Source organism: Streptomyces sp. DSM 118878 (assembly GCF_052936595.1).
Genome location: NZ_CP193622.1, coordinates 5,502,647 through 5,526,995, shown reverse-complemented (window position 1 = coordinate 5,526,995; position 24,349 = coordinate 5,502,647). Strand labels below are relative to the sequence as shown.

Here is a 24,349-nt window from a genome sequence, read left to right as displayed (position 1 = left end):
GCAGCTCTACCCGCTGTGTACGCGCCTATGCACTGAGTTCCGATCGACGCGAACGCGCCCCTCCCGTGCACAACGGGTGGGGCGTCAGTGACCCAAGTGCTTGCGTAGCTGTCGATGCAGATCGCGCACGAGCCGACCGCGCTTGGGCCGCGCCTCGACGCTCCCGAAGATCGCCGTGCCGTCCACGAAGACGACCGGGGCGTCCTGGTCGGGCGAGTCGAGGGTGTCCACCTCGAAGCTGCCGAGGACGCCCGTGCCGCTGCCTCGCAGCGAGACGTTCTCCGGGACGCGGATCTCGACCGAGCCGAAGACGGCGACCGCCTTGATGACCACCTGGCGCTGCTCGAAGATCGCCTCGCTCAGGTCGATCTCGACGCTGCCGAAGACGGCATAGGCATGGGTGCGGCGGGCGACGCGCCAGCGGCCCTTGCGCACGCTGCCGCTGAGCACCGCGACCAGGTTCTCGTCGGCGACCGGCGGGACCGCGCCCGGCGACGGCCTGGACGGGGCGGGGTCGGGGGCATGCGCGGCCCGCGGCCCGCCGTGCGCCGCGGGCAGGTCGTCGACCAGCGGCTCCAGCTCGGCCATGGTCTTCGCGCGATAGACCCCGTCGATGCGCTCGGAGTGCTCCTCCGCGGTGAGGCGGCCCTCCGCCAGGGCCTCGCGGAGGATGTCGGCCGTGCGGTCACGGTCGGCGTCGGAGGCACGGAGCGAGCCGGTGGGTCCGGCCGCGGCGGGGGCGGGCTGCGAGGGGCGCTTTTCGAGGTCCACGCCAGCAGCGTACCCACTCGCGATAGATCGCGACTAGCCCCTGTGGACAACCCGGCGCGGCGGACCGCCGGCCCTACTGAGCCTTACCTCACAGACCGGTCCTGTCCGGGGCGTTCTACGCTGGTGGGCGCGTCGCCAATGGAGGCCGCGCCGCTGCCTGTCGAGTGAGGAATGGCCGTAATGCCAGAGTTTGCGTACTCCGATCTGCTCCCATTGGGAGAGGACACCACCCCGTACCGGCTGGTGACCGCCGAGGGCGTCTCCACCTTCGAGGCCGACGGGCGGACGTTCCTCAAGGTCGAGCCGGAGGCCCTGCGCGAGCTCGCCGCCGAGGCCATCCACGACATCCAGCACTACCTGCGGCCCGCGCACCTGGCCCAGCTGCGGCGCATCATCGACGACCCCGAGGCGTCGGGCAACGACAAGTTCGTGGCGCTCGACCTGCTGAAGAACGCGAACATCGCCGCCGCGGGCGTGCTTCCCATGTGCCAGGACACCGGCACCGCCATCGTCATGGGCAAGCGCGGCCAGAACGTCCTCACCGAGGGCGGCGACGAGGAGGCGCTCTCCCGGGGCATCTTCGACGCGTACACGAAGCTCAATCTCCGGTACTCCCAGATGGCCCCGCTGACCATGTGGGACGAGAAGAACACCGGCTCCAACCTGCCCGCGCAGATCGAGCTGTACGCGACCGACGGCGGCGCCTACAAGTTCCTCTTCATGGCCAAGGGCGGCGGCTCGGCGAACAAGTCGTTCCTCTACCAGGAGACGAAGGCCGTCCTGAACGAGGCCTCCATGATGAAGTTCCTGGAGGAGAAGATCCGCTCGCTGGGCACGGCCGCGTGCCCGCCGTACCACCTGGCGATCGTCGTCGGCGGCACGTCCGCCGAGTTCGCCCTGAAGACCGCGAAGTACGCCTCCGCGCACTACCTGGACGAGCTGCCCGCCGAGGGCTCCCCGACCGGCCACGGCTTCCGGGACAAGGAGCTGGAGGAGAAGGTCTTCGAGCTCACCCAGAAGATCGGCATCGGCGCGCAGTTCGGCGGCAAGTACTTCTGCCACGACGTGCGCGTGGTGCGACTGCCCCGGCACGGCGCCTCGCTGCCCGTCGCCATCGCCGTCTCCTGTTCGGCCGACCGCCAGGCCACCGCGAAGATCACCGCGGAGGGCGTCTTCCTGGAGCAGTTGGAGACGGACCCGGCGCGGTTCCTGCCGGAGACGACCGACGAGCACCTCGACGAGGACGCCACGGCTGCCGACGTCGTGAGGATCGACCTCAACCAGCCCATGGACGCGATCCTCGCCGAGCTGACCAGGCACCCGGTGAAGACCCGCCTCTCGCTGACCGGGCCGCTGGTCGTGGCCCGTGACATCGCGCACGCCAAGATCAAGGAGCGGCTCGACGCGGGCGAGGAGATGCCGCAGTACCTGAAGGACCACCCCGTGTACTACGCGGGCCCCGCGAAGACCCCCGAGGGTTACGCCTCCGGCTCCTTCGGGCCGACCACGGCCGGGCGCATGGACTCCTACGTGGAGCAGTTCCAGGCGGCCGGCGGCTCCAAGGTCATGCTGGCCAAGGGCAACCGGAGCAAGCAGGTCACCGACGCGTGCGAGGCGCACGGCGGCTTCTACCTCGGCTCGATCGGCGGCCCCGCCGCGCGCCTGGCCCAGGACTGCATCAAGAAGGTCGAGGTCGTCGAGTACGAGGAGCTCGGCATGGAGGCGGTCTGGAAGATCGAGGTCGAGGACTTCCCCGCCTTCATCGTCGTCGACGACAAGGGCAACGACTTCTTCCAGAACCCGGCCCCGGAGCCCACGTTCACGCACATCCCGGTGCGCGGGCCCGGCCTGGCGTAGCGGTAGTACCAGTACTGGCGTAGCGGTATCGAAAGGGCCCTGTCCACGCGCGCGTGGGCAGGGCCTTTTCGTACGGGCGGGTGCGGGGCACGGGAATAGCCCGAACAAGACACGCGCTCAACTTTTCGAGGCTTTTCGGCTTTCGACGGGGTTTGAGCGGAGAGGTAGGTTCACGGCATGACCAGCGACGTCAGCGACGACCGCACCGGCGGGTACCGGACCGAGCACGACTCCATGGGCGAGGTGCGGGTCCCCGCGGACGCCAAGTGGCGGGCCCAGACCCAGCGCGCGGTGGAGAACTTCCCCATCTCCGGGCAGCGCATCGAGCGGGCCCACATCGCGGCCCTCGCGCAGATCAAGGCGGCCGCCGCCAAGGTCAACGCGTCCCTCGGCGTGCTCGACAAGGACATCGCCGAAGCCATCGCGGACGCGGCGGCCGAGGTCGTGGAGGGGCGATGGGACGCGCACTTCCCCGTGGACGTCTTCCAGACCGGCTCCGGCACCTCGTCCAACATGAACACCAACGAAGTCCTCGCCACGCTCGCCACCGAGCGGCTCGGCCGCGACGTACACCCGAACGACCACGTCAACGCCTCGCAGTCCTCGAACGACGTCTTCCCCTCCTCGATCCACATCGCGGCGACCGGCGCGGTCACCGGCGACCTGATCCCGGCCCTCGAACACCTCGCCGCCGCCCTGGAGCGCAAGGCCGAGGAGTTCGCGGACGTGGTGAAGTCCGGGCGCACGCACCTCATGGACGCCACGCCCGTCACGCTCGGCCAGGAGTTCGCCGGATACGCGGCCCAGGTGCGGTACGGCGTCGAGCGGCTGACGGCCTCGCTGCCCCGCCTGGCCGAACTGCCGCTCGGCGGCACGGCCGTGGGCACCGGCATCAACACCCCGCCCGGTTTCTCCGCCGCCGTCATCGAGGAGATCGCGCGGGCCACGGGCCTGCCGCTGACCGAGGCCCGCGACCACTTCGAGGCGCAGGGCGCGCGCGACGGCATCGTGGAGACCAGCGGGCAGCTCCGGACCATCGGCGTGGGCCTGACGAAGATCGCCAACGACCTGCGGTGGATGGCCTCGGGCCCGCGCACCGGCCTCGCCGAGATCAGCCTGCCGGACCTTCAGCCCGGCTCCTCGATCATGCCGGGCAAGGTGAACCCGGTCATCCCCGAGGCCGCCCTGATGGTCGCCGTCCAGGTCACGGGGAACGACGCGACGGTCGCCGCGGCGGGCGCCGCGGGCAACTTCGAGCTCAACGTCATGCTCCCGGTGATCGCCAAGAACGTCCTGGAGTCGATCCGCCTCCTCGCCAACGTCTCGCGGCTGCTCGCCGACCGGACGGTCGACGGCATCACCGCCCACCGCGAGCGGGCCAGGGAGTACGCCGAGTCCTCGCCGTCCGTCGTGACGCCGCTGAACAAGTACATCGGGTACGAGGAGGCGGCGAAGGTGGCGAAGAAGTCCCTCGCCGAGCAGAAGACGATCCGCGAGGTCGTCCTGGATTCCGGTTACGTCGAGCGGGGCGCCCTCACCCTCGAACAGCTCGACGAGGCCCTGGACGTGCTGCGGATGACCCGCCCCTAACGGTGGAACCCGTGCGACTCAGGGGCCCCGTCCGGTGACGGCGTCTAATATCTGTCCATGACAGACCTCGACGGAAAGACGGCGGGCGGCGGAGCGGCCAGGTGGGCCCCCGGTGACCACATCTTGTGGCGGTACCGCGAGAACGCCGGGGACCGCTTCCACATCTGCCGTCCCGTCACCGTCGTCCAGGACACCGCGTCGCTGCTCGCCGTGTGGATGGCGCCCGGCACCGAGTGCGTGAAGCCGGTGCTTGCCGACGGGACGCCGGTGCACCGCGAGCCGCTCGCCACCCGCTACACCAAGCCGCGCACGGTCAGCAGGAGCCACTGGGTCGGCACCGGCGTGCTGAAGCTGGCGCGTCCCGGCGAGCCGTGGTCGGTGTGGCTCTTCTGGGACCACGGCTGGCAGTTCAAGAACTGGTACGTGAACCTGGAGGAGCCCGGGGTGCGTTGGGCGGCCGGAGTGGACTCCGAGGATCATTTTCTGGACATCTCCGTGCGGCCGGACCGGAGCTGGCAGTGGCACGACGAGGACGAGTTCGCGCAGGCGGTGCGGGTGGGCCTGATGGACCAGGAGAAAGCCGCCGGCGTCCGGGCCGCGGGCCGGGCCGCCCTTGGCGTGATCGATGCCTGGGGGCCACCGTTTTCGGACGGATGGCAGCGCTGGCGCCCCGATCCGTCCTGGGACGTACCCTCACTCCCGGATGACTGGGACCGTACGCCCGCGCATGTGTCGTCATGAGACCCTTGATGCGCCCCCGTGGTTCAAACGTAGGATCGTCCTCCGCAAGGGCGCACAGCAGCAACTCCGCGAACCTGTGCGGTGCCTGACAGGAAGTCATCGAGGGGCGGCAGAACGTGAGCGTGGACCGCAGGGGACAGGCCGAGGCTTTTGACGGCATCGGTCAGTTCTACGACGACGCCTTCCCGCACAAGGAGGGGCAGCTCGCGGCCGGGCACCGCCTGGCGAAGGCCCTGCCGCCCGGCTCCCGGGTGCTCGACGTGGGCTGCGGCACGGGCCTGCCCACCGCCCGGCAGCTCACCGACGCGGGCCACACCGTCCTCGGCACGGACATCTCGACGGGCATGCTCCAACTGGCCGGAAAGAACGTCCCCGAGGCCGAGTTCAGGCAACTCGACATCGCCGACCTCCGGGCGGAGGGCCCTGAGGGCATCGGCCGGTTCGACGGCATCGTCTGCTTCTTCGCCCTGCTGATGCTGCCGCGCCCGGAGATCCCCGACGCGCTGCGGCGGCTGCACGGCCTGCTGCGGCCCGGGGGCCTGATGGAGCTTTCCATGGTCGAGGCCGACCTCGACGACACGGCTATCCCGTTCCTGGGACACACGATCCGGGTATCGGGTTACCTGGGCGACGAACTGCGCCAGGTCGTGCGCGACGCGGGCTTCGACATCGCCGAAGAGGCCACGTATTCGTACGCACCTGCGAGCATCGACGTACCACCCGAGCATCAGATCTTCATGCACTGCCGACGCGGCTGAGCGACGCGCAACGCTGGACGGCGCGCACCGCGCGCAGCCCCGGACGGACGGATTCGAAACGCGTGACGGAGCACCTCACCCCATACGAGGGTCGCAAGGCACCCGCTGCCAGGACGACCGCCCCGGCGGCGCAGGCCCGCGGGGGCGACGCCCTGCCCGGGGCCTCCGTGCCGCCGTCCGGTGAGCACTCCCAGCCCTCGGCCGCCGAGCCCGGCCGGGGCAGGCCGCGCCCGCCCGAGGGCGTGCCGCCCGGGCCCGCCACGGCACCCCTGGGTCCGCCGGACGGCGAGGAGCGGCGCACCGGCAGGCCGCGGCCACCGGGCTCCGGTCCCGTGGCGATGCGGCGCGACGGCGACCGGCTGCGGTTCGTCGGCGCGGCGACGCGGCGGATCGCCCGCGGCATAGACCTCGACGAGATCGTGATGGGCCTGTGCCGTGCCACGGTCCCGACGTTCTCCGACGCCATCCTGGTCTATCTGCGCGACCCGCTGCCCGTCGGCGACGAACGGCCCACGGGCCCGCTGGTGCTGCGCCTGCGCCGCACCGACCGGCTGCGCTCCCTGGAGGAGGGCACCGAGGAACAGGACACCGACAGCGGCACGCCGCCCTCGCTCCAGGCCGTGCCCGGCAGGGACTTGACGGGCATCACGGCCACCGCCGAGCTGTGCGAGGTGCGGCCGGGCGGCGCGCTCGCCGAGGTCCTGCGCGGCGTGCGCCCGGTCTTCGCGGACGCCTCGGCGGCCCAGGCCGCGCTGCCCGAGCTCCTCGGCGAGGGACGGACCGTGCCGGCGGGGCAGCGGGCCATCCTCGCGCCGCTGCGGGGCAGGCGGCGGGTGATCGGCGCGGCTGTGTTCCTGCGCCGCCCCGACCGCCCCGCCTTCGAGGTGGACGACCTCCTGGTCGCCGCCCAACTGGCCACGCACAGCGCGCTCGGCATCGACAAGGCCGTCCTGTACGGCCGCGAGGCGTACATCGCCGACGAGCTCCAGCGCACCATGCTCCCCGAGACGCTGCCGCGCCCGACCGGCGTGCGGCTCGCCTCGCGCTACCTGCCCGCGGCGGAGACCGCCCGGGTCGGCGGCGACTGGTACGACGCGATCCCGCTGCCCGGCAGCCGCGTCGCCCTGGTGGTGGGCGACGTGATGGGGCACTCCATGACCTCGGCCGCGATCATGGGCCAGCTCCGGACGACCGCGCAGACCCTCGCCGGGCTCGACCTGCCGCCGCAGGAGGTCCTGCACCACCTCGACGAGCAGGCCCAGCGGCTCGGTTCGGACCGCATGGCCACCTGCCTGTACGCGGTGTACGACCCGGTGTCGCACCGCATCACCATCGCCAACGCCGGCCACCCGCCGCCCGTCCTGCTGCACCTGGGCGGGCGCGCCGAGGTGCTTCGCGTGCCGCCGGGCGCCCCCATCGGCGTGGGCGGCGTCGACTTCGAGGCCGTGGAGCTGGACGCCCCGGCGGGCGCGACGCTGCTCCTGTACACGGACGGGCTCGTCGAGTCCCGGCTGCGCGACGTGTGGACCGGCATAGAGCAGTTGCGGGAACGTCTCGCAGCCACCGCCCAGCTGACGGGCCCGGACCATCCGCCGCCCCTGGAGGCGCTCTGCGACGAGGTGCTCGACATGCTCGGCCCGGGTGACCGGGACGACGACATCGCGCTGCTCGCCGCCCGCTTCGACGGCATCGCGCCGAGCGACGTCGCGTACTGGTTCCTTGAGCCGGAGAACGCCACGCCCTCCCGCGCCCGCCGCCTGGCCCGCAGCGCCCTCGCCCGCTGGGGCCTCGAGGACATGACGGACGCGGTGGAGCTCCTGGTCAGCGAGGTCGTCACCAACGCCGTGCGGTACGCGTCCCGGCCGATCACCCTGCGGCTGCTCCGTACCGACGTACTGCGCTGCGAGGTCGGCGACGACGTGCCACAACTGCCCAGGCTCCGCCAGGCCCGCGCCACGGACGAGGGCGGCCGCGGGCTCTACCTGGTCAACAAGATGGCGCGGCGGTGGGGCGCGACGCGCCTGAGCACGGGCAAGGTCGTCTGGTTCGAGCTGAACCGGAGCTGAGAACCTGTGTCATAACCCCGGCCGCACGCGCGCGTGAAGGCGCCCGGAACCGCGTCGGTTCCGGGCGCCTTCGTGCGCGCTGTGACGCTCCGGGCCGTCAGTCCCTGCCGAGCAGCCGGTCGGGTTCGTCCGGCTCTTCGGCCGTGTCGCTCGGACCCGGTTCGGTCGTGGGCGGCTTGGTCGTCGGGTCTTCCGACGGCGGCCTGGTCGTCGGGTCGTCCGACGGCGGCTTCGTCGTCGGGGACTGCGACGGCGGCTTCGTCGTCGGGTCGTCCTCCGGCTCCGTCGGCTCGGTCGTCGGCGCCTTCGGGGCCTTCGTCGTCGGCTCCGGGGGCGGCGCGATGGCGGCGCCCATGTCGGTGTCGAGTTCGAACCTGCTGGGCGAGCCCATCGCTTCGAAGGTGTACGCCGCCCATATGTCGGCGGGGAAGCTGCCGCCGTCGACGCGGGCACGGCCTCCGGCGCCCTTCATGGAGACCTGCTTGTTCTTCTCCGCGGTGTCGGGAGCGCCCTCGCCGAACAGACCGACGGAGGTGACCAGCTTCGGCGTGTAGCCCGTGAACCAGGCCGACTTGTTGTCGTCGGAGGTGCCGGTCTTGCCCGCCACGTCCTGCGCCGGGTTGCGCACCGCGCTGCCCGTGCCGTCGTCGACCACGCCGGTGAGGACCGAGGTGATCGAGTCGGCGGTGCCGCGCTTGACGACCTGCTCGCCGATCGGGTCGGGCAGGTCGACGGTGCGGTCCTTGTGGTCGACCGAGGCGACCAGCGCCGGGGTGACCTTCTTGCCGTGGTTGTCGAGGGTGGCGTACACGCCCGCCATCTCCAGCGGGCTCGCGCCCATGGAGCCCAGGGTCTGGGCGGGCACGGCGGGCAGGCCCTTGACGTTCATGCCGAGCTTGCCCGCCATCTCCATGACCTCGGGCATCCCGACGTCCACGCCCATCTGCGCGAAGACGGAGTTGATGGACTTGTTCATCGCCTTCTGGACGGTGACGGGTCCGTAGTCCACGTCGTCCTCGTTCGGCGGCGCGAAGCCCACGTCGCTGCCTCTGACGGGGCGCTTGCTGGTGCCGTCGTAGATGGTGCCCGCGGTGATCGGCTTGCCGTCCTGCGTGGTCGCTCCGTGCTCCAGGGCCGCGGCGAGGATCAGCGGCTTGAAGGTGGAGGCCGACTGGTAGTCACGGCGGGTGGCGTTGTTCGTGTAGTGCTTCACGTAGTCCTCGCCGCCGTACATGGCGAGGACCTTGCCGTTCCTGGGGTCGACGGACGCGGCGCCCGCCTGGACCCGGGCATCGGCCTTGTTCTTCTTGCGGTCGAGCCTGTCGTTCAGCTTCTTGTCGACGGCCGCCTCAAGCTGCTTCTGCTTCTTGGGGTCGATGTTCAGCGTGACGGTGTAGCCGCCGGCCTCGAACTCGGCCTCGCTGAGGTCGCTGTTGCGCAGGACCTCCCGCTTGGCCTCCTCGACGAGGTAGCCGATCTGGCCTTCGCGGCCGGGCGGCGCCTTCGGGTCCTCGGGCTTGGCGAACTTGAGGTCCGCCCGCTTGCCGGAGTCCAGCCAGCCCTCCTCGACCATGTTGTCGAGCACGTAGTCCCAGCGCTGCCTGACGAGCTTCCTGCCGGTCGGCGTCGCGACCGCCCAGTCGTACTGGCTGGGGGCCTGGAGGAGGGCCGCGAGGTAGGCGCCCTGGTCCACGTCCAGCTCCTTGGCGTCGACGCCGTAGTAGGCCTGGGCCGCGGCCTGAATGCCGTACGCGCCGCGTCCGTAGTAGCTGGTGTTGATGTACCCCGCGAGGATGTCGTCCTTGCTCTTCTCGCGGTCCACCTTGAGCGAGACCACCAGTTCCTTCAGCTTGCGGCTGACGGTCTGGTCCGAGCTGAGGTAGTAGTTCTTCACGTACTGCTGGGTGATGGTCGAGCCACCCTGCTTGCCCTTGCCGGTCACCGTGTTGAGGACGCCACGGGCCGTGCCCTTGAAGTCGACGCCCTCGTCCTTGTAGAAGGACTTGTTCTCCGCGGCGACGAACGCCTTCTGGACGTCCTCGGGCACCTTGTCCAGGTCGACGATCTCGCGGTTCACGTCACCGGTCCGGGCGATGACCTCGCCGTCGCTGTACTTGTAGACGTTGCTCTGCTTCTTGGCGAGGGCGTTGCCCTCGGGTATGTCGACCACCATGTACAGCACGACGAAGCCGAGCATGCCGAGCAGCACGAAGCCGAAGAACGTGCCGAGGAGCTTCTTCCAGGTGAAGAAGCGGCGTATGCCGGTGCGCTTGGGCTTGCCCCCGCCTGACGGGCGCCCGCGCGCTGCCCGGCGGGCACCGCGCTGACGCGCTTGTCGTTCTTCGGCTCGGCCCATGACTGAGAATGCTCCGCTTCCATCTCGTACGACCCGTACGTCCCGCACCACGGCGTGCTTCCCGTACGTCTCGTCTTCTCACTGGCAAGTCATCTGGTCGCTAAGTCAGCTCATGAAGCTAACACCGCACCAAGGGACAAAGGTCCTCCGATCCGGTCTTTTCCGGACGTGACAATGAGCACCTGCCCCGTAGGAACCGACGGTTTCACGGTGCGAAAGGTTGCACGGCCGTTCCGGCTCACAGGGTCTGCACAGGACGTATACACGCCACGTATACACGGCGTGTAGAGTGCGCCGCATGTCCATTGGCCACACCCTTCTGGGTCTTCTGGAGTCGGGCCCCCGGCACGGCTACGACCTCAAGCGCGCCTTCGACGAGAAGTTCGGGCACGACAAGCCCCTGCACTACGGACAGGTCTACTCGACCATGTCCCGCCTGCTGAAGAACGGCCTCGTCGAGGTCGACGGCATCGAGGCGGGCGGCGGTCCCGAGCGCAAGCGGTACGCGATCACCGAGGCCGGCGTCACGGACGTCCAGCGGTGGCTCGCCACCCCGGAGAAGCCGGAGCCCTACCTTCAGTCGACCCTCTACACCAAGGTCGTGCTCGCGCTCCTGACCGGGCGCGACGCCGCCGAACTCCTCGACGTGCAGCGCGCCGAACACCTGCGCCTGATGCGCATCCTCACCGACCGCAAGCGCAAGGGCGACCTCGCCGACCAGCTCATCTGCGACCACGCGCTCTTCCATCTCGAAGCCGATCTGCGCTGGCTCGAACTGACGGCAGCGCGTCTCGGCAGGCTCGCCCAGGAGGTGCGCCCCGCATGACCCCCGCTGGTTCCCTGCTCCAGGCCGACGGACTCCGCAAGACCTACGGCCCCACCGCCGCGCTCGACGGCGCCGGCTTCTCCATCCACCCCGGCGAGGTCGTCGCCGTCATGGGCCCCTCGGGCTCCGGCAAGTCGACCCTGCTGCACTGCCTCGCCGGGATCGTCCGGCCCGACGAGGGCTCCATCACGTACGACGGCCGTGAGCTGACCGGCATGCCGGACGCCGCGCTGAGCGCCCTGCGGCGCAGCGAGTTCGGCTTCGTCTTCCAGTTCGGGCAGCTCGTGCCCGAGCTGACCTGCGTCGAGAACGTGGCCCTCCCGCTGCGGCTGAACGGCGCCAAGCGCAAGGAGGCCGAGGCGACCGCCCGGACCTGGATGGAGCGCCTGGAGGTCGACGACGTCGTCGCCAAGCGGCCCGGCGAGGTCTCCGGCGGCCAGGGCCAGCGCGTGGCCGTCGCCCGCGCGCTCGCCACCAGCCCCCGCGTGATCTTCGCCGACGAGCCGACGGGCGCGCTCGACTCCCTCAACGGCGAGCGCGTGATGGAACTCCTGACCGACGCCGCACGCTCGGCCAACGCCGCCGTCGTCCTCGTCACCCATGAGACCCGGGTCGCCGCCTACTCCGACCGCGAGATCGTCGTGCGCGACGGCAGGTCGCGCGACATGGAGCGGGCGGTATGAGCCTCGACACCCGCCCCAGGTCCGCCGCCCGGGCCGGTGCGCCGCCCGCGGGGAACTCCGCGGGCAAGGGGCCGCGCGCCGTCCTGCGCGACCTCGCCATGGGCGTGCGCTTCGCCGTCGGCGGCGGCCGCGAGGGCTGGACCCGCACGCTGCTGACCGCGATCGGCGTCGGCCTCGGCGTGGCGCTGCTGCTCGGCGCGGCCTCCGTGCCCGAGCTGATCCAGCGGCGCGACGACCGCTCGGTGGCCCGCACCGCGGAGGGCCAGTTCTCCGCGGGGCCGGTACGGAAGTCCGACTCGACGGTCCTCCAGCGCGAGATGCGGACCGACTTCCGCGACGCGACGGTGACCGGCCGCATGCTGCGCGCCGAGGGCGCGCACCCGGTCGTGCCGCCCGGCCTCGCGAAGCTGCCGGCAGACGGCGAGATGGTCGTCTCGCCCGCCCTGCGGGACCTCCTGGACAGCTCCGAGGGCGCCCTGCTGAAGGAGCGGTTCGACCGCTACCGGATCTCGGGCACCATCGCCGACGCGGGCCTCGTCCACCCCGGGGAGCTCTACTACTACGCCGGTTCCGACTCCCTCACCCGCGCCGACGGCGGCCACCGCGTCGCCAAGTTCGGCTGGGCGGAGCCCGGGGAGCCGCTGGACCCGCTCCTGATCGTCCTCACCGTCCTGATCTGCGTGGTCCTGCTGACCCCGGTGATCATCTTCATCGGCACCGCCGTCCGCTTCGGCGGCGAGCGGCGCGACCGGCGGCTCGCCGCGCTGCGCCTGGTCGGCGCGGACGCGCACAGCGTGCGGCGGATCGCCGCGGGCGAGGCCCTGTTCGGGGCGCTGCTCGGCCTCGCCGTGGGCGGGATCGCGTTCCTCGGGGTGCGTGAACTGTTCGGCCTGGTCGACATGTGGCAGGTCAGCGCCTTCCCGTCCGACGTCGTGCCGGTCCCCGGCCTCGCCGCGACGATCCTGCTCGCCGTGCCGGTCACCTCCGTCGTGGTCACGCTGATCTCGCTGCGGGCCGTCTCCATCGAACCGCTCGGCGTCGTGCGCAACGCCAGGCCCCGCAAGCGCCGGCTGTGGTGGCGCGTCGTCATGCCGGTGCTCGGCCTCGGCATCCTGCTGGCCGCGGGCCGGGTCGGCGGCGGCGTGGCCCCGCCGGTCTACGCCATCGGCCTGGGCGCGACGCTCACCCTGGTGGGCCTGGCCGCGCTGCTGCCCTGGCTCGTCGAGGCGAGCGTGGCGCGGCTGCGCGGCGGCGGCCCCGTGCCCTGGCAGCTCGCCACCCGCAGGCTCCAGTTGAGCAGCGGCACGGCGGCCAGGGCGGTCAGCGGCATCACCGTGGCGGTCGCGGGCGCGGTCGCCCTCCAGATGCTGTTCGTGGCGATGCACGACGACTTCAACCGCACCACCGACAACGCTCCCGGCCGCGCCAGTCTGGTGGTCAGGGCCGACGTGGGCGACGGAAAGCTCGCCGAGCGGATGATCGAGAAGTTCCGTACGACCCGGGGCGTCGAACACGTCATCGGCTCGGTCACCACGTACGCCGTGAAGCCCGGCAGGATGAAGGACCCCGAGGACATCCGGCCCACCACGCAGCTAACGGTCGCCACCTGCGAGAACCTGCGCGAACTCGCCCACATCGGCCGGTGCGAGGACGGCGACACCTTCGTCGCGCACAGCGGGAACGAGTCGATGAACGGCTGGGTCGACGAGTCGGCCCGCCCCGGCAAGCCGGTCGACCTCAACCCCCGGAGCTGGGACGAGGCGGGACACCGGCACATACCGTGGACGCTGCCCGCCGACTCCCGCGTGGTCAGGACCCGTCCCGACCCGGCCGGCGAGGAGCACGACGGCATCTACGCCACGCCCGCCGCCGTCGACCCCGCCAAGCTGGTCGACGCCTCGACGACCGCCATGATCAAGGTCGACAGGGACACGCCGGACGCCGAGGAGTACATCCGCAACACCGCCGCCCGCGTCGGCCCGTTCCTCGACGTGATGACGTTGCGCGCCGTCGAACGCGACAAGCAGTACGCGACCATCCAGACCGGCCTCCAGGTCGGCGCGATGGCCACGATGGTGCTGATCGCGGCGTCCATGCTGGTGTCCATGCTGGAGCAGCTCCGCGAGCGCAGGAAGCTCCTCGCGGCGCTCACCGCCTTCGGCACCCGCCGCTCCTCGATGGCGTGGTCGGTGCTGTGGCAGACGGCGATCCCGGTCGTCATCGGCCTGGCCCTCGCGGTCGCCGGCGGCCTCGGCCTCGGCTGGGTCATGGTCCGCATGATCGAGAAGCCGGTCACCGACTGGTGGCTGTTCGTGCCCCTGGCCGGCGCGGGAGGCGTCCTCGTCGCGGTCGTGACGCTGCTCAGCCTGCCACCGCTGTGGCGGATGATGCGGCCGGACGGCCTGCGCACGGAGTAGCGCGGGCGAGCGCGAGTACGGGCGAGCGCGGGGCGTACGGCCGCGGCGACGGAGGCGGTACGGGGCCGCTGCCGGGCCGGGTGGGTCACACCACCCGTACCGGCAGCGGCTTTACGGCGCCCTTCAGCGCCTCGGCCAGTTCCTCGTACTCCGCGGCCCGCGCCGCCCCCGTCCGCATCGCGAGGGCGATCCGCCGGGTCGGCGCGGGGTCGGCGAAGTACCCGGTGAGCAACTGGTTGCTGCGGCTGGTCTCCACGCGCACGGCGGTGCGCGGCAGCAGCGTCACGCCGAGCCCGCCGGCCACCAGTTGTACGAGGGTGGAGAGCCCGGCCGCGGTGGTGGTCACCGGGGCCTCGGCGCGGCCGGCCTCACGGCAGATGTCGAGGGCCTGGTCGCGCAGGCAGTGCCCCTCGTCGAGGAGCAGCAGGGTCAGCTCCTTCAGCGCCTCGCGGGGAATGCCCTCACGGCCGCCGAGCCAGTGGTCCAGGGGCGTGACCAGGACGAAGTCCTCGTCGAAGAGCGGCAGCTCCGTCACGCCCGGCACGCCGAGCGGCACCGCGAGGAGCAGCAGGTCGAGCCGGCCCGCCGTGAGCCCATCGATCAGCGACGAGGTCTGCTCCTCGTGGACCTGGAGGTCCAGGTCGGGGTAGGCCTCGTGGACGAGGGTGATGAACGCGGGCAGCAGATAGGGCGCCACGGTCGGGATCACGCCGAGCCGCAGCGCGCCGGTGAACGGCGCCTTGACGGCGTCCGCCTCCTCCATGAGCGCCTCGACCTCGCCGAGGACCGCGCCGACCCGCACGGCGAGCCGCTCCCCGGCCGCCGAGAGCAGCACCTTGCGGGTGGTCCGCTCCAGGAGCTTGACACCCAGTGTCTCTTCCAGGGCCGCGACGGCTCCCGACAGGGCCGGCTGGCTCATTCCGATCGCCGCTGCCGCGTCCCTGAAGTGCAGGTGGTCGGCCACGGCCGCGAACGCGCGTAGCTGTGCCAGGCTCGGTTGTCTGCCGCTGGGCTGCTTGCCCCTATTTATGGCTCGCACTGATAACCACCTCCGATCAACATGACCCACTCTAGCTATTTCCGTAATCAATGCACCCTGTGCCACCATCGAGGATCAGTCCAACCCCCCAGGAAACTCCCCAAAAGGGCGTTTCTTCGTCGCAAGGAGTACGTGTGCTCACTGTCGGTGACAAGTTCCCCGAGTTCGACCTGACCGCCTGTGTCTCCCTGGAGAAGGGCTCGGAGTTCGAGCAGATCAACCACAAGACCTACGAGGGCAAGTGGAAGATCGTCTTTGCGTGGCCCAAGGACTTCACCTTCGTGTGCCCCACCGAGATCGCTGCCTTCGGCAAGCTGAACGACGAGTTCGCCGACCGTGACGCCCAGATCCTCGGCTTCTCCGGTGACTCCGAGTTCGTGCACCACGCCTGGCGCAAGGACCACCCGGACCTGACGGACCTGCCCTTCCCGATGCTGGCGGACTCCAAGCACGAGCTCATGCGTGACCTCGGCATCGAGGGCGAGGACGGCTTCGCGCAGCGCGCCGTCTTCATCGTGGACCAGAACAACGAGATCCAGTTCACGATGGTGACCGCCGGTTCCGTGGGCCGTAACCCCAAGGAGGTCCTCCGGGTCCTCGACGCCCTCCAGACCGACGAGCTCTGCCCCTGCAACTGGACCCAGGGCGACGAGACCCTGGACCCGGTCGCGCTCCTCTCGGGCGAGTGAACGGAAGGTTCTGACATGGCACTCGACGAACTGAAGTCCGCCGTTCCGGACTACGCCAAGGACCTGAAGCTGAACCTCGGCTCGGTCATCGGCAACTCGGACCTGCCGAAGCAGCAGCTCTGGGGCACCGTGCTGGCCTGCGCCATCGCGTCCCGCTCCCCGAAGGTGCTGCGCGAGCTGGAGCCCGAGGCGAAGGCGAACCTCTCCCCCGAGGCGTACACCGCCGCCAAGTCGGCCGCGGCCGTCATGGCGATGAACAACGTCTTCTACCGCACGCGTCACCTGCTCTCCGACCCGGAGTACGGGACGATGCGCGCCGGTCTGCGGATGAACGTCATCGGCAACCCCGGGGTCGAGAAGGTCGACTTCGAGCTGTGGTCGCTCGCGGTCTCCGCGATCAACGGCTGCGGCCAGTGCCTGGACTCGCACGAGCAGGTCCTGCGCAAGGCCGGTGTCGACCGCGAGACGATCCAGGAAGCCTTCAAGATCGCCGCGGTCATCCAGGCGGTCGGCGTCACGCTGGACTCCGAGGACGTCCTGGCGTAACCCGCCACACGCGAGAGCGGCCCGGTCCGAAACCTTGGTTTCGGACCGGGCCGCTTCTCTGTGCCGGGGCTCTACGGCGCCCGGTTGTCCGTGGCGGATCCCGGCGTGGACGGCCCCGTCGAAGCGGTGTCCAGCGCGGTCGCGCCGCGCGGCTGCGGGGCCTGCTTGAGCGCGGCCTCACGGGCGTGCGCCCTGAGATAGCCGACGACCGTGTTCGTGACGGCCACCAGCGGCACCGCCACCACCGCACCGCCGATCCCGGCGATCATGCTGCCCGTGGCGACCGAGAGGACCACCGCGAGCGGATGCACCCGTACCGCGCGGCCCAGGATGAACGGCTGGAGGATGTGCCCCTCGATCTGCTGCACCGCGAGGACCACGATCAGGGCCATCACCGCGGTGAACACGCCCTGCGTCACCAGCGCCACGACCACCGCGAGGGCGCCGGAGACCACGGCACCCACCAGCGGCACGAACGCGGCCAGGAAGATGATGACGGCGAGCGGCACCGCCATCGGCACCCCGAGGAAGTAGATGCCGAGGCCGATGAAGATGGCGTCGATCAGGGCCACTATCACCGTGCCGCGCACGTACGCGGTGAGCGTGCGCCACGCCCGCGGTCCCGCTCCCGCTATGCCGGGCCTGGCCTGAGCGGGCATCAGTTTCAGGAACCACTGCCAGATGCGCTTGCCGTCGTACAGCAGGAAGAGCGTCGAGAACATCGCGAGGAGGATGCCGGTCAGCGCCTCCACGACGACCGTGACGCCTGCGAGGCCGGCCGAGGTGAGCTCCTCGGTGTTGGCGCCGACCGCGTCCCGCAGGCTCTTGGCGATGTCGTTGATCTGGTCCTCGGTCACGTGGAACGGGCTGTTGAGGAGCCACTTGCGCAGATCCTCGATGCCGTCCTGGATCTGCCCGGAGAGCTCGTCGGCGTTCTCCATGACCTGCCAGACCACGAACCAGCCGACCAGGCCCATGATGACGAAGCCGAGGATCGCCGTGACCGCCGTCGCCAGACCGCGCGGCAGGCCGACCCGCCTGAGCCGGGCGACCGTGGGCTGGAGCAGCGCGGTGATGAGGAGCGCGGCCACGAAGGCGAGCACCACGAGCTGGACGGCGCTGATGACCTTCATCAGGACCCAGAGGGTGCCCGCGAGGACGAGCAGCCGCCAGCCGGCCTCCGCGGCGACACGCATGCCCCACGGGATGGAGGCCACGGGCTCGGGTCTGGCTCCTATGTCCGGCGCGTACGCGGGAGGCGGCGGGACGTGTTCCTGCTCCTCCTGGACGAAATCCTGCGGCTCGTCGGCGTCCGGGCCCGCGTCGCCGTCGCGCCGCTGGTCGCTCAACCGCTCACCCACCTCGCTCAGCCCGGCACCGACCCGGCCGAGCCACCCTGGCACTCGCGACATGATCCGTCCTCTACCCCCGTCATTCCGCGCCACTCCCCCCTGGAAGCCGTCCGGACCGACCGTACATGGACGAGACCCCCCACCGAAGGAACGGTGAGGGGCCTCGCGAGGTCGAGCGGGGTACGGCCGGGGCGCGGCCTAGTACCAGTTGTTCGCCTGCCAGAAACTCCAGGCGCCGCACGGGCTTCCGTAGCGGTCGTTCATGTAGTTCAGGCCCCACTTGATCTGCGTGGCCGGGTTGGTCTGCCAGTCGGAGCCCGCCGAGGACATCTTGGAGGCGGGCAGCGCCTGTACGAGGCCGTAAGCGCCCGAAGAGGCGTTCTGTGCCTTGTAGTTCCACGTCGACTCGTGGTTGACGATGTTGCTGAAGCACTGGAACTGGTCGCCGGGGACCATCTGCCGTGCCATCGCCTGGACCTGGGAGACCGTGTACGAGCTCTGGGGCGCGAAGCTGGAGGCGTCGCGGGAGGATGAGCGGCTGGCCTTGGCCTTGAGCTTGTCCTCACGCTCCTTCTTGGCGGCGGCGGCCTTCTCCGCCTTCTCGGCGGCCTCCGCCTTCTCCGCGGCCTTCTGCTTCTCGATCGCCGAGGCGGCGGCCTGCTTGCGGGCCTCCTCCGCTGCGGTCTTCTTCGCCGCGGTGTCGGCGGCCATGGCCTGCGCGTCGGCCTGCTGGGTCAGGGACGCGGTCTGGACCTGGGCCTGCTGACCCGCGGGTATGTCTGCGAGGAGCGTCGCGTCGCTTGCCGCTGCCTCGAAGTCGTTGGAGTTCGAGGGCTGGGTGTTGCCCGAGGCAACGCCCACGACAGCGCCGACGGTGGTGACCGCGGTGGCTGACGCCACGGCGAATCCCCGGACCGAGATCCGGCTCACACGATTTCCTTCCAGCATCGCCCGCATAGGTGACCTCGCGGACGCAATCGTGCCCCTGGCACTGGCCTCCGCTTGCGATCGGTCACGGGAGGCACGGACCCGGTGGGCAACTCCCGTACAGGGAGAGCCGCGTGATGCTCGGGCGGCATGCGACGGCCACTATGAAGTTCTGTTGTTTCGTACCGCTGGGGATACTCGTGTGTCGCATGCGGGGCCTGACAGGACTGAGACTCTGCCCCAGCCGGACGCCGCAAGGCAATTCTCTGTTGCGTGTTAAAGCTCACACTCCGTTTGCCCCAGGAGATTCTCGGAAAAGGGGGCGCGGCAAGACGCCGCCCGGCTAGGCTCCTTCGCTTTGCCGGGCGGCGCCAACTGTGGTGCTCCTGCCGTGAACTGAGCTAGATGTGGCCTTCCTCCAGCATCTCGGTCACCAGGGCCGCGATCTGGGAACGCTCGGAGCGCGTGAGCGTGACGTGCGCGAAGAGCGGATGCCCCTTCAGTTTCTCCACGACGGCGACCACTCCGTCGTACCGCCCCACCCGGAGGTTGTCGCGCTGGGCGACGTCATGGGTGAGGACGACACGGGAGTTGGCCCCGATCCTGGACAGCACGGTCAGAAGGACGTTCCGCTCCAGCGACTGGGCCTCGTCCACGATCACGAACGCGTCGTGCAGCGAGCGCCCACGGATGTGGGTGAGCGGCAGGACCTCCAGCATCCCGCGCGCGGTCACCTCCTCGATGACCTCCTTGCCCGCCACCGAACCGAGCGTGTCGAAGACCGCCTGCGCCCACGGGCCCATCTTCTCGGCCTCGGTGCCCGGCAGATAGCCCAGCTCCTGCCCGCCCACCGCGTACAGCGGCCGGAAGACCATCACCTTCTGGTGCTGCCTGCGCTCCAGGACCGCCTCCAGACCGGCGCAGAGCGCGAGCGCCGACTTGCCGGTGCCCGCGCGCCCGCCCATCGAGACGATCCCGATGTCCGGGTCGAGGAGCAGGTCGAGCGCGATCCGCTGCTCGGCGCTCCTGCCCTTGATGCCGAAGGCCTCCCTGTCACCGCGTACGAGACGGACGTTGCCCTCGGGCGTGACGCGGCCGAGGGCCTTGCCGCGCTCCGAGTGGACGGTCAGACCCGTGTGCACGGGCAGGTCCGCGGCCTCGGGCACGTACAGGGTGGCCTCTTCGAAGAGGAGGTCGACCTGTTCCGCGGAGAGCGTCAGTTCGGACATGCCGGTCCAGCCGGAGTCCGTGATGGCGAGTTCGGCGCGGTACTCCTCCGCGAGCAGCCCGACCGAGGACGCCTTGATCCTCAGCGGCAGGTCCTTGGAGACGACCGTGACGTCGTACCCCTCGGCCTGGAGGTTGCGGGCCACCGCGAGAATCCGTGAGTCGTTGTCCCCCAACCGGTAGCCGGCCGGGAGCACGCCGGGATCGGAGTGGTTGAGCTCGACGCGCAGTGAGCCGCCCAGTTCCCCGATGGGGATCGGGGCGTCCAGACGGCCGTGCCGGATACGGAAGTCGTCCAGCAGGCGCAGCGCCTGCCGGGCGAAGTAGCCGAGCTCCGGATGGTGCCGCTTGGCCTCCAGCTCCGTCACCACGACGACCGGCAGCACGACTTCGTGCTCGTCGAAGCGGGTCAGGGCGTTCGGATCGGCCAGCAGGACACTGGTGTCGAGAACATAGGTGCGCCTGTCGGGCATGCGGCGCTTCGTGCTGGTCACCACGGAAGGACGTACCCCCTCGGATGAGGTCGGGGAGCGACGGGAGGGATGCCGGACGGGCTGGCGGGTGTGATCCAGGCCGGACACGGCCGCGATGCGCGGACCGAGGACCGGCCCTCCATGTCGCCCGTGCTGTCCACACGGTCGTCCTGGTGCAAAGGGCCTCCCGGGCGGACGGCCTTGTGCCGCCCGCTGAGATACGACGTCCCTGTCGGATACTGCTGGGACGCCGACCTGGAAGGGTTATTCCCTCGAACAAGCGCAGCCATGCCAGGGCATATGACGACGCGTTGGTTAACTCTGGATTACCCCGACCTCATGGGGTGGTACGGGTCAGCCCCCGTAACGGCGGTGGCGGGCCGCGTAGTCACGCAGCGCGCGCAGGAAGTCGACCTTGCGGAAGGCCGGCCAGAAGACTTCGCAGAAGTAGTACTCGGAGTGAGCGGACTGCCAGAGCATGAACCCGGACAGACGCTGTTCCCCACTCGTACGGATCACCAGGTCGGGGTCCGGCTGGCCGCTGGTGTAGAGGTGCTTGGAGATCAGGTCGATGTCGACGCTCTCCGCGACGTCCTCCAGGCTGGTGCCGTTCTCGGCGTGCTCCAGGAGCAGCGAGCGGACCGCGTCGGCGATCTCCTGGCGGCCGCCGTAGCCGACCGCCACGTTGACCAGTATCCCGGTGTTGCCGTGCGTGGCCTGCTCGGCTTCCTTCATGACGCTCTGGGTGCGGGCCGGCAGCAGGTCGAGCGCGCCGACGTGGTGCACGCGCCAGCGGCCGTCGGCGACGAGCGAGCGGACCGTGGCCTCGATGATGCCGAGGAGCGGCGTCAGCTCGTCGTCGGGCCGGTCGAAGTTGTCGGTGGAGAGCATCCACAACGTGACGACCTCGACGTCCGTCTCCGCGCACCAGCCGAGGAACTCCTCGATCTTGTACGCGCCCGCCTGGTGGCCCTCCGCGGTGGTCCCGCCGGACGCCTTCGCCCAGCGGCGGTTGCCGTCCAGGATGACGCCGATGTGCTTGGGCACCTGGTCGTGATCGAGGCGGCCTTCCACCCGGCGTGCGTAAAGTCCGTACACCAGGTCGCGCAGGTTCACGTGTGTCAGCCCCTCCAGCAGATGGCGGTCCTCAAGGGGGGTGCGTAGGGCAGGCCCCGAGGGCGACACCCTACCGCTGTGCGGGCCGCCCCCAGAAACTCGGTGCGCAAGAGGCTGACGCGGCCCCGCGCGGGGTTCGGCCGGAGTAGTACCGACGGTGTTCGAAGCCCTACGGCAGACGGCTGAAGTAGCTTCATACCCATGAACGACACGTCTCTGTACCGCGCGGCATCCGACCGCTATGACTCGATGGAGTACCGGCGCACGGGCCGCAGTGGCCTGAAGCTGCCCGCGGTTTCCCTCGGCCTCTGGCACAACTTCGGCGACGACAAGGCCCTGGACAGCCAGCGCTCGATCCTGCGGCGCGCCTTCGACCTGGGCGTCACGCACTTCGACCTGGCGAACAACTACGGTCCGCCGGCCGGTTCCGCCGAGCTCAACTTCGGCAAGCTCTTCGCGCAGGACTTCGCCCCGTACCGCGACGAGCTGATCATCTCGACCAAGGCCGGCTACCTCATGCACCCCGGCCCGTACGGCGAGTGGGGCAGCCGCAAGTACCTGCTGTCGTCGCTGGACGCCTCGCTGTCCCGCATGGGCCTGGACTACGTCGACGTCTTCTACTCCCACCGCTTCGACCCGGACACCCCGCTGGAGGAGACGATGGGCGCGCTCGCGTCCGCCGTCCAGCAGGGCAAGGCGCTCTACGTCGGCGTGTCGTCCTACAACAGCGAGCAGACCGCCGAAGCGGCGCGCCTGCTGCGGGAGATGGGCGTCCCCGCCCTCATCCACCAGCCGTCGTACTCGATGATCAACCGCTGGACGGAGGACGAGGGCCTCCTCGACACGCTGGAGGCGGCCGGCATGGGCTGCATCTCCTTCGTGCCGCTCGCCCAGGGCCTGCTCACCAACAAGTACCTGAAGGGCATCCCGGAGGGTTCGCGCGCCACCCAGGGCAAGTCCCTCGACCCGAACCTCCTGAGCGACGAGGTCGTACGCCGCCTCAACGGCCTGAACGACATCGCGGCGGGCCGCGGCCAGTCCCTGGCCCAGCTCGCCCTGAACTGGGTGCTCCGCGACGAGCGCATGACCTCGGCGCTGATCGGCGCGTCCAGCGTCAAGCAGCTCGAGGAGAACGTGGCGGCGCTGGCCGGGCCGAAGCTCACCGACGAGGAGCTGACGGCCATCGACACCTTCGCCGTGTCGACGCCCGGCACGAACATCTGGGCCGGCCGGGGCTGAGGCGCCGGGCCGGCGGCTTGTGCCCGGACCCGTTCCCGAGTCCGGGCACAAAAAATCGGGCCGGTCCGTGGGGGGGAGACGGACCGGCCCGAGGGGGGGTTTCCACCATAACCCTTCGTAAGTGATCCCGGGTGCATCGGCGTGCCACAACTACTCTCCGAGACCGCGCGACGACTGCGCGACCCCGTATCCACCGCGGAATCCCGGGTTCTGGGGCGCTTTCCGGCCGAGCGTGGCGACACTCCGAGGAGTGACCCCCACATGGCTCATGCGCTTGACGCGTCGGGGGTCCCCGGCGCTAACAGCGGGCGCCGGGCGCGCGGGCCGTCGTGCGCGGGGCGCGGACCGTCGAGCGCGAGGCCGGACGGTGACCGGCGGCGCCGTGCGGCCCCCTCCACCGCACGGCACCACACGCGCAGCTTTGCTCACGCGAATTACCGTTGGTCTGAACTTACAAGACGCCAAGGGGAGGATCGAGCCAGTATTGATAACGATGCGGAATCACGGCTTCGATTTTGAGGCTTACGGGGTGGGGTGGGTGGGGTGTGATATCGGCGCCGTATGCCAGGACTACGGCTATTTGCCCGGATCACCCGCCAAGCGGCCTGCTGGGGTTGGCGCCGCCTTTGCGCAGGTCGAAGAGGTGGCGGGTGCTGTGGGCGACGAAGGGCCCCTGCTCCTGGATCTGTTCGTGCAGCTCGCGCAGGCGCGGCCGGTACTTCTCCACGCTGAAGTCCGGGACCATCCACACGACCTTGCGCAGGAAGTGCACGACCGCGCCGACGTCGAAGAACTCGATCCGCAGCCGCTCGGCCCGCAGGTCAACGACCTGGAGCCCCGCGGCCTCGGCCTCGGCGCGCTCCAGATCGGGGTGGCGCCCGTTCCGCACCTCCTCCGGCTGCCGCCCGAGGAAGAACTCGACCACCTCGAAGACGCTGGCGGGCCCGACGTGCTGCGCGAAGTACGTGCCGCCGGGGCGCAGCACACGGGAGATCTCGGCGAAGTGGGCCTTCACCGGATGCCGGCTGGTGACCAGGTCGAAGGCGCCGTCCGCGAAGGGCAGCGGCGCGTCCTCCGGTGACGCGACGACCGCGACGCCCCGCGGGTGCAGCAGCGCGGTGGCCTTGGCGACGTTCTCGGGCCAGCCCTCCGTGGCGACCATGAGCGGCGGCAGGGTGGCGGCCGACGCGACCACCTCACCGCCGCCGGTCTGAATGTCGAGCGCGGCCGAAGCCCCGGCGAGCCGCCGCGCCATCGCCTCGGCGTACCGCCACGAGGGCCGCGCCTCGGTGGCCCGCCCCTCGAACCAGGAGAAGTCCCACCCTGCGGTGGGAACGGCTTCCCCTTCCGCGACGAGCTCGTCGAAGCTGCGGGGGGTGGGGGCGGGGTTGGGGCCGGGGCCGGGCTTGGCCTGGGGCTTGGGGTTGGCCTGGGGCCTGGGGTTGGCCTGGGGCCTGGGGTTGGCCTGGGGCCTGGGGTCAGCCGTACGGCCGGTGGGGTCGGAGGGCTCGGGGCTCATGGGGCAATCCTGGCATTGCGGCTGCCTCGCTACATCTGGGTTTCCGTGCGGTGCCGGCTTCTCGGTGCCGGCTTCTCGATGCCGACCTCTCGATGCCGACCTCTCGATGCCGGCTTCTGGACGCCGCCTCCTCGACGCCGACTTCTCGGTGTCCGCC

General features: G+C 70.4%; 19 protein-coding genes. 11 read left to right on the top strand and 8 right to left on the bottom strand.

All coding sequences use genetic code 11. The annotated features are described in order from the left end of the window. Positions 1–84: 84 nt before the first annotated feature. Positions 85–771 (bottom strand): DUF1707 SHOCT-like domain-containing protein, encoded by a 687-nt coding sequence (locus ACRAKF_RS24705; protein WP_447039626.1) that lies wholly within the window; start codon positions 769–771, stop codon positions 85–87. A gap of 171 nt (positions 772–942) precedes the next feature. On the opposite strand from ACRAKF_RS24705, the gene ACRAKF_RS24700 reads away from it, so the two are divergent. From ACRAKF_RS24700 to ACRAKF_RS24680, 5 genes are all read left to right on the top strand, one after another. Further along, positions 943–2,628 (top strand): fumarate hydratase, encoded by a 1,686-nt coding sequence (locus ACRAKF_RS24700; RefSeq protein ID WP_447039624.1) that lies wholly within the window; start codon positions 943–945, stop codon positions 2,626–2,628. A 177-nt stretch (positions 2,629–2,805) separates the two neighbouring features. Then, positions 2,806–4,218, top strand: a complete 1,413-nt coding sequence (locus tag ACRAKF_RS24695; RefSeq protein ID WP_447039622.1) for a class II fumarate hydratase — start codon at positions 2,806–2,808, stop codon at positions 4,216–4,218. A gap of 57 nt (positions 4,219–4,275) precedes the next feature. After that, the gene (gene fomD / locus ACRAKF_RS24690; RefSeq protein ID WP_447039620.1) at positions 4,276–4,959 is read left to right on the top strand and encodes a cytidylyl-2-hydroxypropylphosphonate hydrolase; all 684 of its coding nucleotides are present in this window, start codon (positions 4,276–4,278) and stop codon (positions 4,957–4,959) included. 116 nt (positions 4,960–5,075) lie between these two features. Then, positions 5,076–5,717 (top strand): class I SAM-dependent methyltransferase, encoded by a 642-nt coding sequence (locus ACRAKF_RS24685; RefSeq protein ID WP_447039618.1) that lies wholly within the window; start codon positions 5,076–5,078, stop codon positions 5,715–5,717. A 152-nt stretch (positions 5,718–5,869) separates the two neighbouring features. Continuing rightward, positions 5,870–7,783 carry an ATP-binding SpoIIE family protein phosphatase gene (locus tag ACRAKF_RS24680; protein WP_447042152.1) on the top strand — a complete coding sequence of 638 codons (1,914 nt, stop codon included), beginning with the start codon at positions 5,870–5,872 and terminating at the stop codon, positions 7,781–7,783. A 97-nt stretch (positions 7,784–7,880) separates the two neighbouring features. On the opposite strand, the gene ACRAKF_RS24675 is transcribed toward ACRAKF_RS24680, so the two are convergent. Next, positions 7,881–10,139 (bottom strand): transglycosylase domain-containing protein, encoded by a 2,259-nt coding sequence (locus ACRAKF_RS24675; RefSeq protein WP_447039616.1) that lies wholly within the window; start codon positions 10,137–10,139, stop codon positions 7,881–7,883. A 298-nt stretch (positions 10,140–10,437) separates the two neighbouring features. On the opposite strand from ACRAKF_RS24675, the gene ACRAKF_RS24670 reads away from it, so the two are divergent. Genes ACRAKF_RS24670 through ACRAKF_RS24660 form a run of 3 tightly spaced genes read left to right on the top strand, consistent with a single transcriptional unit; the run spans position 10,438 to position 14,065 of the window. Continuing rightward, complete coding sequence (locus tag ACRAKF_RS24670) at positions 10,438–10,965, top strand: PadR family transcriptional regulator (protein ID WP_447039614.1); 528 nt, start codon at positions 10,438–10,440, stop codon at positions 10,963–10,965. Further along, positions 10,962–11,648: an ABC transporter ATP-binding protein gene (locus ACRAKF_RS24665; RefSeq protein WP_447039612.1), complete on the top strand. Its 687-nt coding sequence runs from the start codon at positions 10,962–10,964 to the stop codon at positions 11,646–11,648. The genes ACRAKF_RS24670 and ACRAKF_RS24665 overlap by 4 nt, the downstream gene beginning before the upstream one ends. Next, positions 11,645–14,065, top strand: coding sequence for an FtsX-like permease family protein (locus ACRAKF_RS24660; protein WP_447039610.1), 2,421 nt, complete (start codon positions 11,645–11,647; stop codon positions 14,063–14,065). Before ACRAKF_RS24665 ends, ACRAKF_RS24660 begins: the two co-directional genes overlap by 4 nt. An 85-nt stretch (positions 14,066–14,150) precedes the next feature. Here ACRAKF_RS24660 and ACRAKF_RS24655 read toward each other — a convergent pair whose 3' ends face one another. Further along, entirely contained in the window at positions 14,151–15,104 is a 954-nt protein-coding gene (locus ACRAKF_RS24655) for a LysR substrate-binding domain-containing protein (protein ID WP_447039609.1), read from the bottom strand. 134 nt (positions 15,105–15,238) lie between these two features. On the opposite strand from ACRAKF_RS24655, the gene ACRAKF_RS24650 reads away from it, so the two are divergent. Both ACRAKF_RS24650 and ACRAKF_RS24645 read left to right on the top strand, forming a co-directional pair. Then, positions 15,239–15,793: a peroxiredoxin gene (locus ACRAKF_RS24650; RefSeq protein WP_447039608.1), complete on the top strand. Its 555-nt coding sequence runs from the start codon at positions 15,239–15,241 to the stop codon at positions 15,791–15,793. Between the two features lie 15 nt (positions 15,794–15,808). After that, positions 15,809–16,339 (top strand): alkyl hydroperoxide reductase, encoded by a 531-nt coding sequence (locus tag ACRAKF_RS24645; protein WP_361181900.1) that lies wholly within the window; start codon positions 15,809–15,811, stop codon positions 16,337–16,339. 71 nt (positions 16,340–16,410) lie between these two features. Here the strand turns inward: ACRAKF_RS24645 and ACRAKF_RS24640 are convergent, their stop codons facing one another. The 4 genes from ACRAKF_RS24640 to ACRAKF_RS24625 form a co-directional block, all read right to left on the bottom strand. Then, a complete protein-coding gene (locus tag ACRAKF_RS24640) occupies positions 16,411–17,751 on the bottom strand; it encodes an AI-2E family transporter (RefSeq protein ID WP_447039607.1) in 1,341 nt (446 codons plus the stop codon). Between the two features lie 138 nt (positions 17,752–17,889). Then, the gene (locus tag ACRAKF_RS24635; RefSeq protein WP_447039605.1) at positions 17,890–18,621 is read right to left on the bottom strand and encodes an aggregation-promoting factor C-terminal-like domain-containing protein; all 732 of its coding nucleotides are present in this window, start codon (positions 18,619–18,621) and stop codon (positions 17,890–17,892) included. A 398-nt stretch (positions 18,622–19,019) separates the two neighbouring features. Next, positions 19,020–20,342: a PhoH family protein gene (locus ACRAKF_RS24630; RefSeq protein ID WP_447039604.1), complete on the bottom strand. Its 1,323-nt coding sequence runs from the start codon at positions 20,340–20,342 to the stop codon at positions 19,020–19,022. Between the two features lie 330 nt (positions 20,343–20,672). Next, positions 20,673–21,434 carry an isoprenyl transferase gene (locus tag ACRAKF_RS24625; protein WP_447039602.1) on the bottom strand — a complete coding sequence of 254 codons (762 nt, stop codon included), beginning with the start codon at positions 21,432–21,434 and terminating at the stop codon, positions 20,673–20,675. A gap of 201 nt (positions 21,435–21,635) precedes the next feature. On the opposite strand from ACRAKF_RS24625, the gene mgrA reads away from it, so the two are divergent. After that, positions 21,636–22,673 (top strand): L-glyceraldehyde 3-phosphate reductase, encoded by a 1,038-nt coding sequence (gene mgrA / locus ACRAKF_RS24620; RefSeq protein ID WP_447039601.1) that lies wholly within the window; start codon positions 21,636–21,638, stop codon positions 22,671–22,673. 589 nt (positions 22,674–23,262) lie between these two features. Here mgrA and ACRAKF_RS24615 read toward each other — a convergent pair. After that, positions 23,263–24,192: a methyltransferase domain-containing protein gene (locus ACRAKF_RS24615; RefSeq protein WP_447039600.1), complete on the bottom strand. Its 930-nt coding sequence runs from the start codon at positions 24,190–24,192 to the stop codon at positions 23,263–23,265. Between the last annotated feature and the right edge of the window lie 157 nt (positions 24,193–24,349).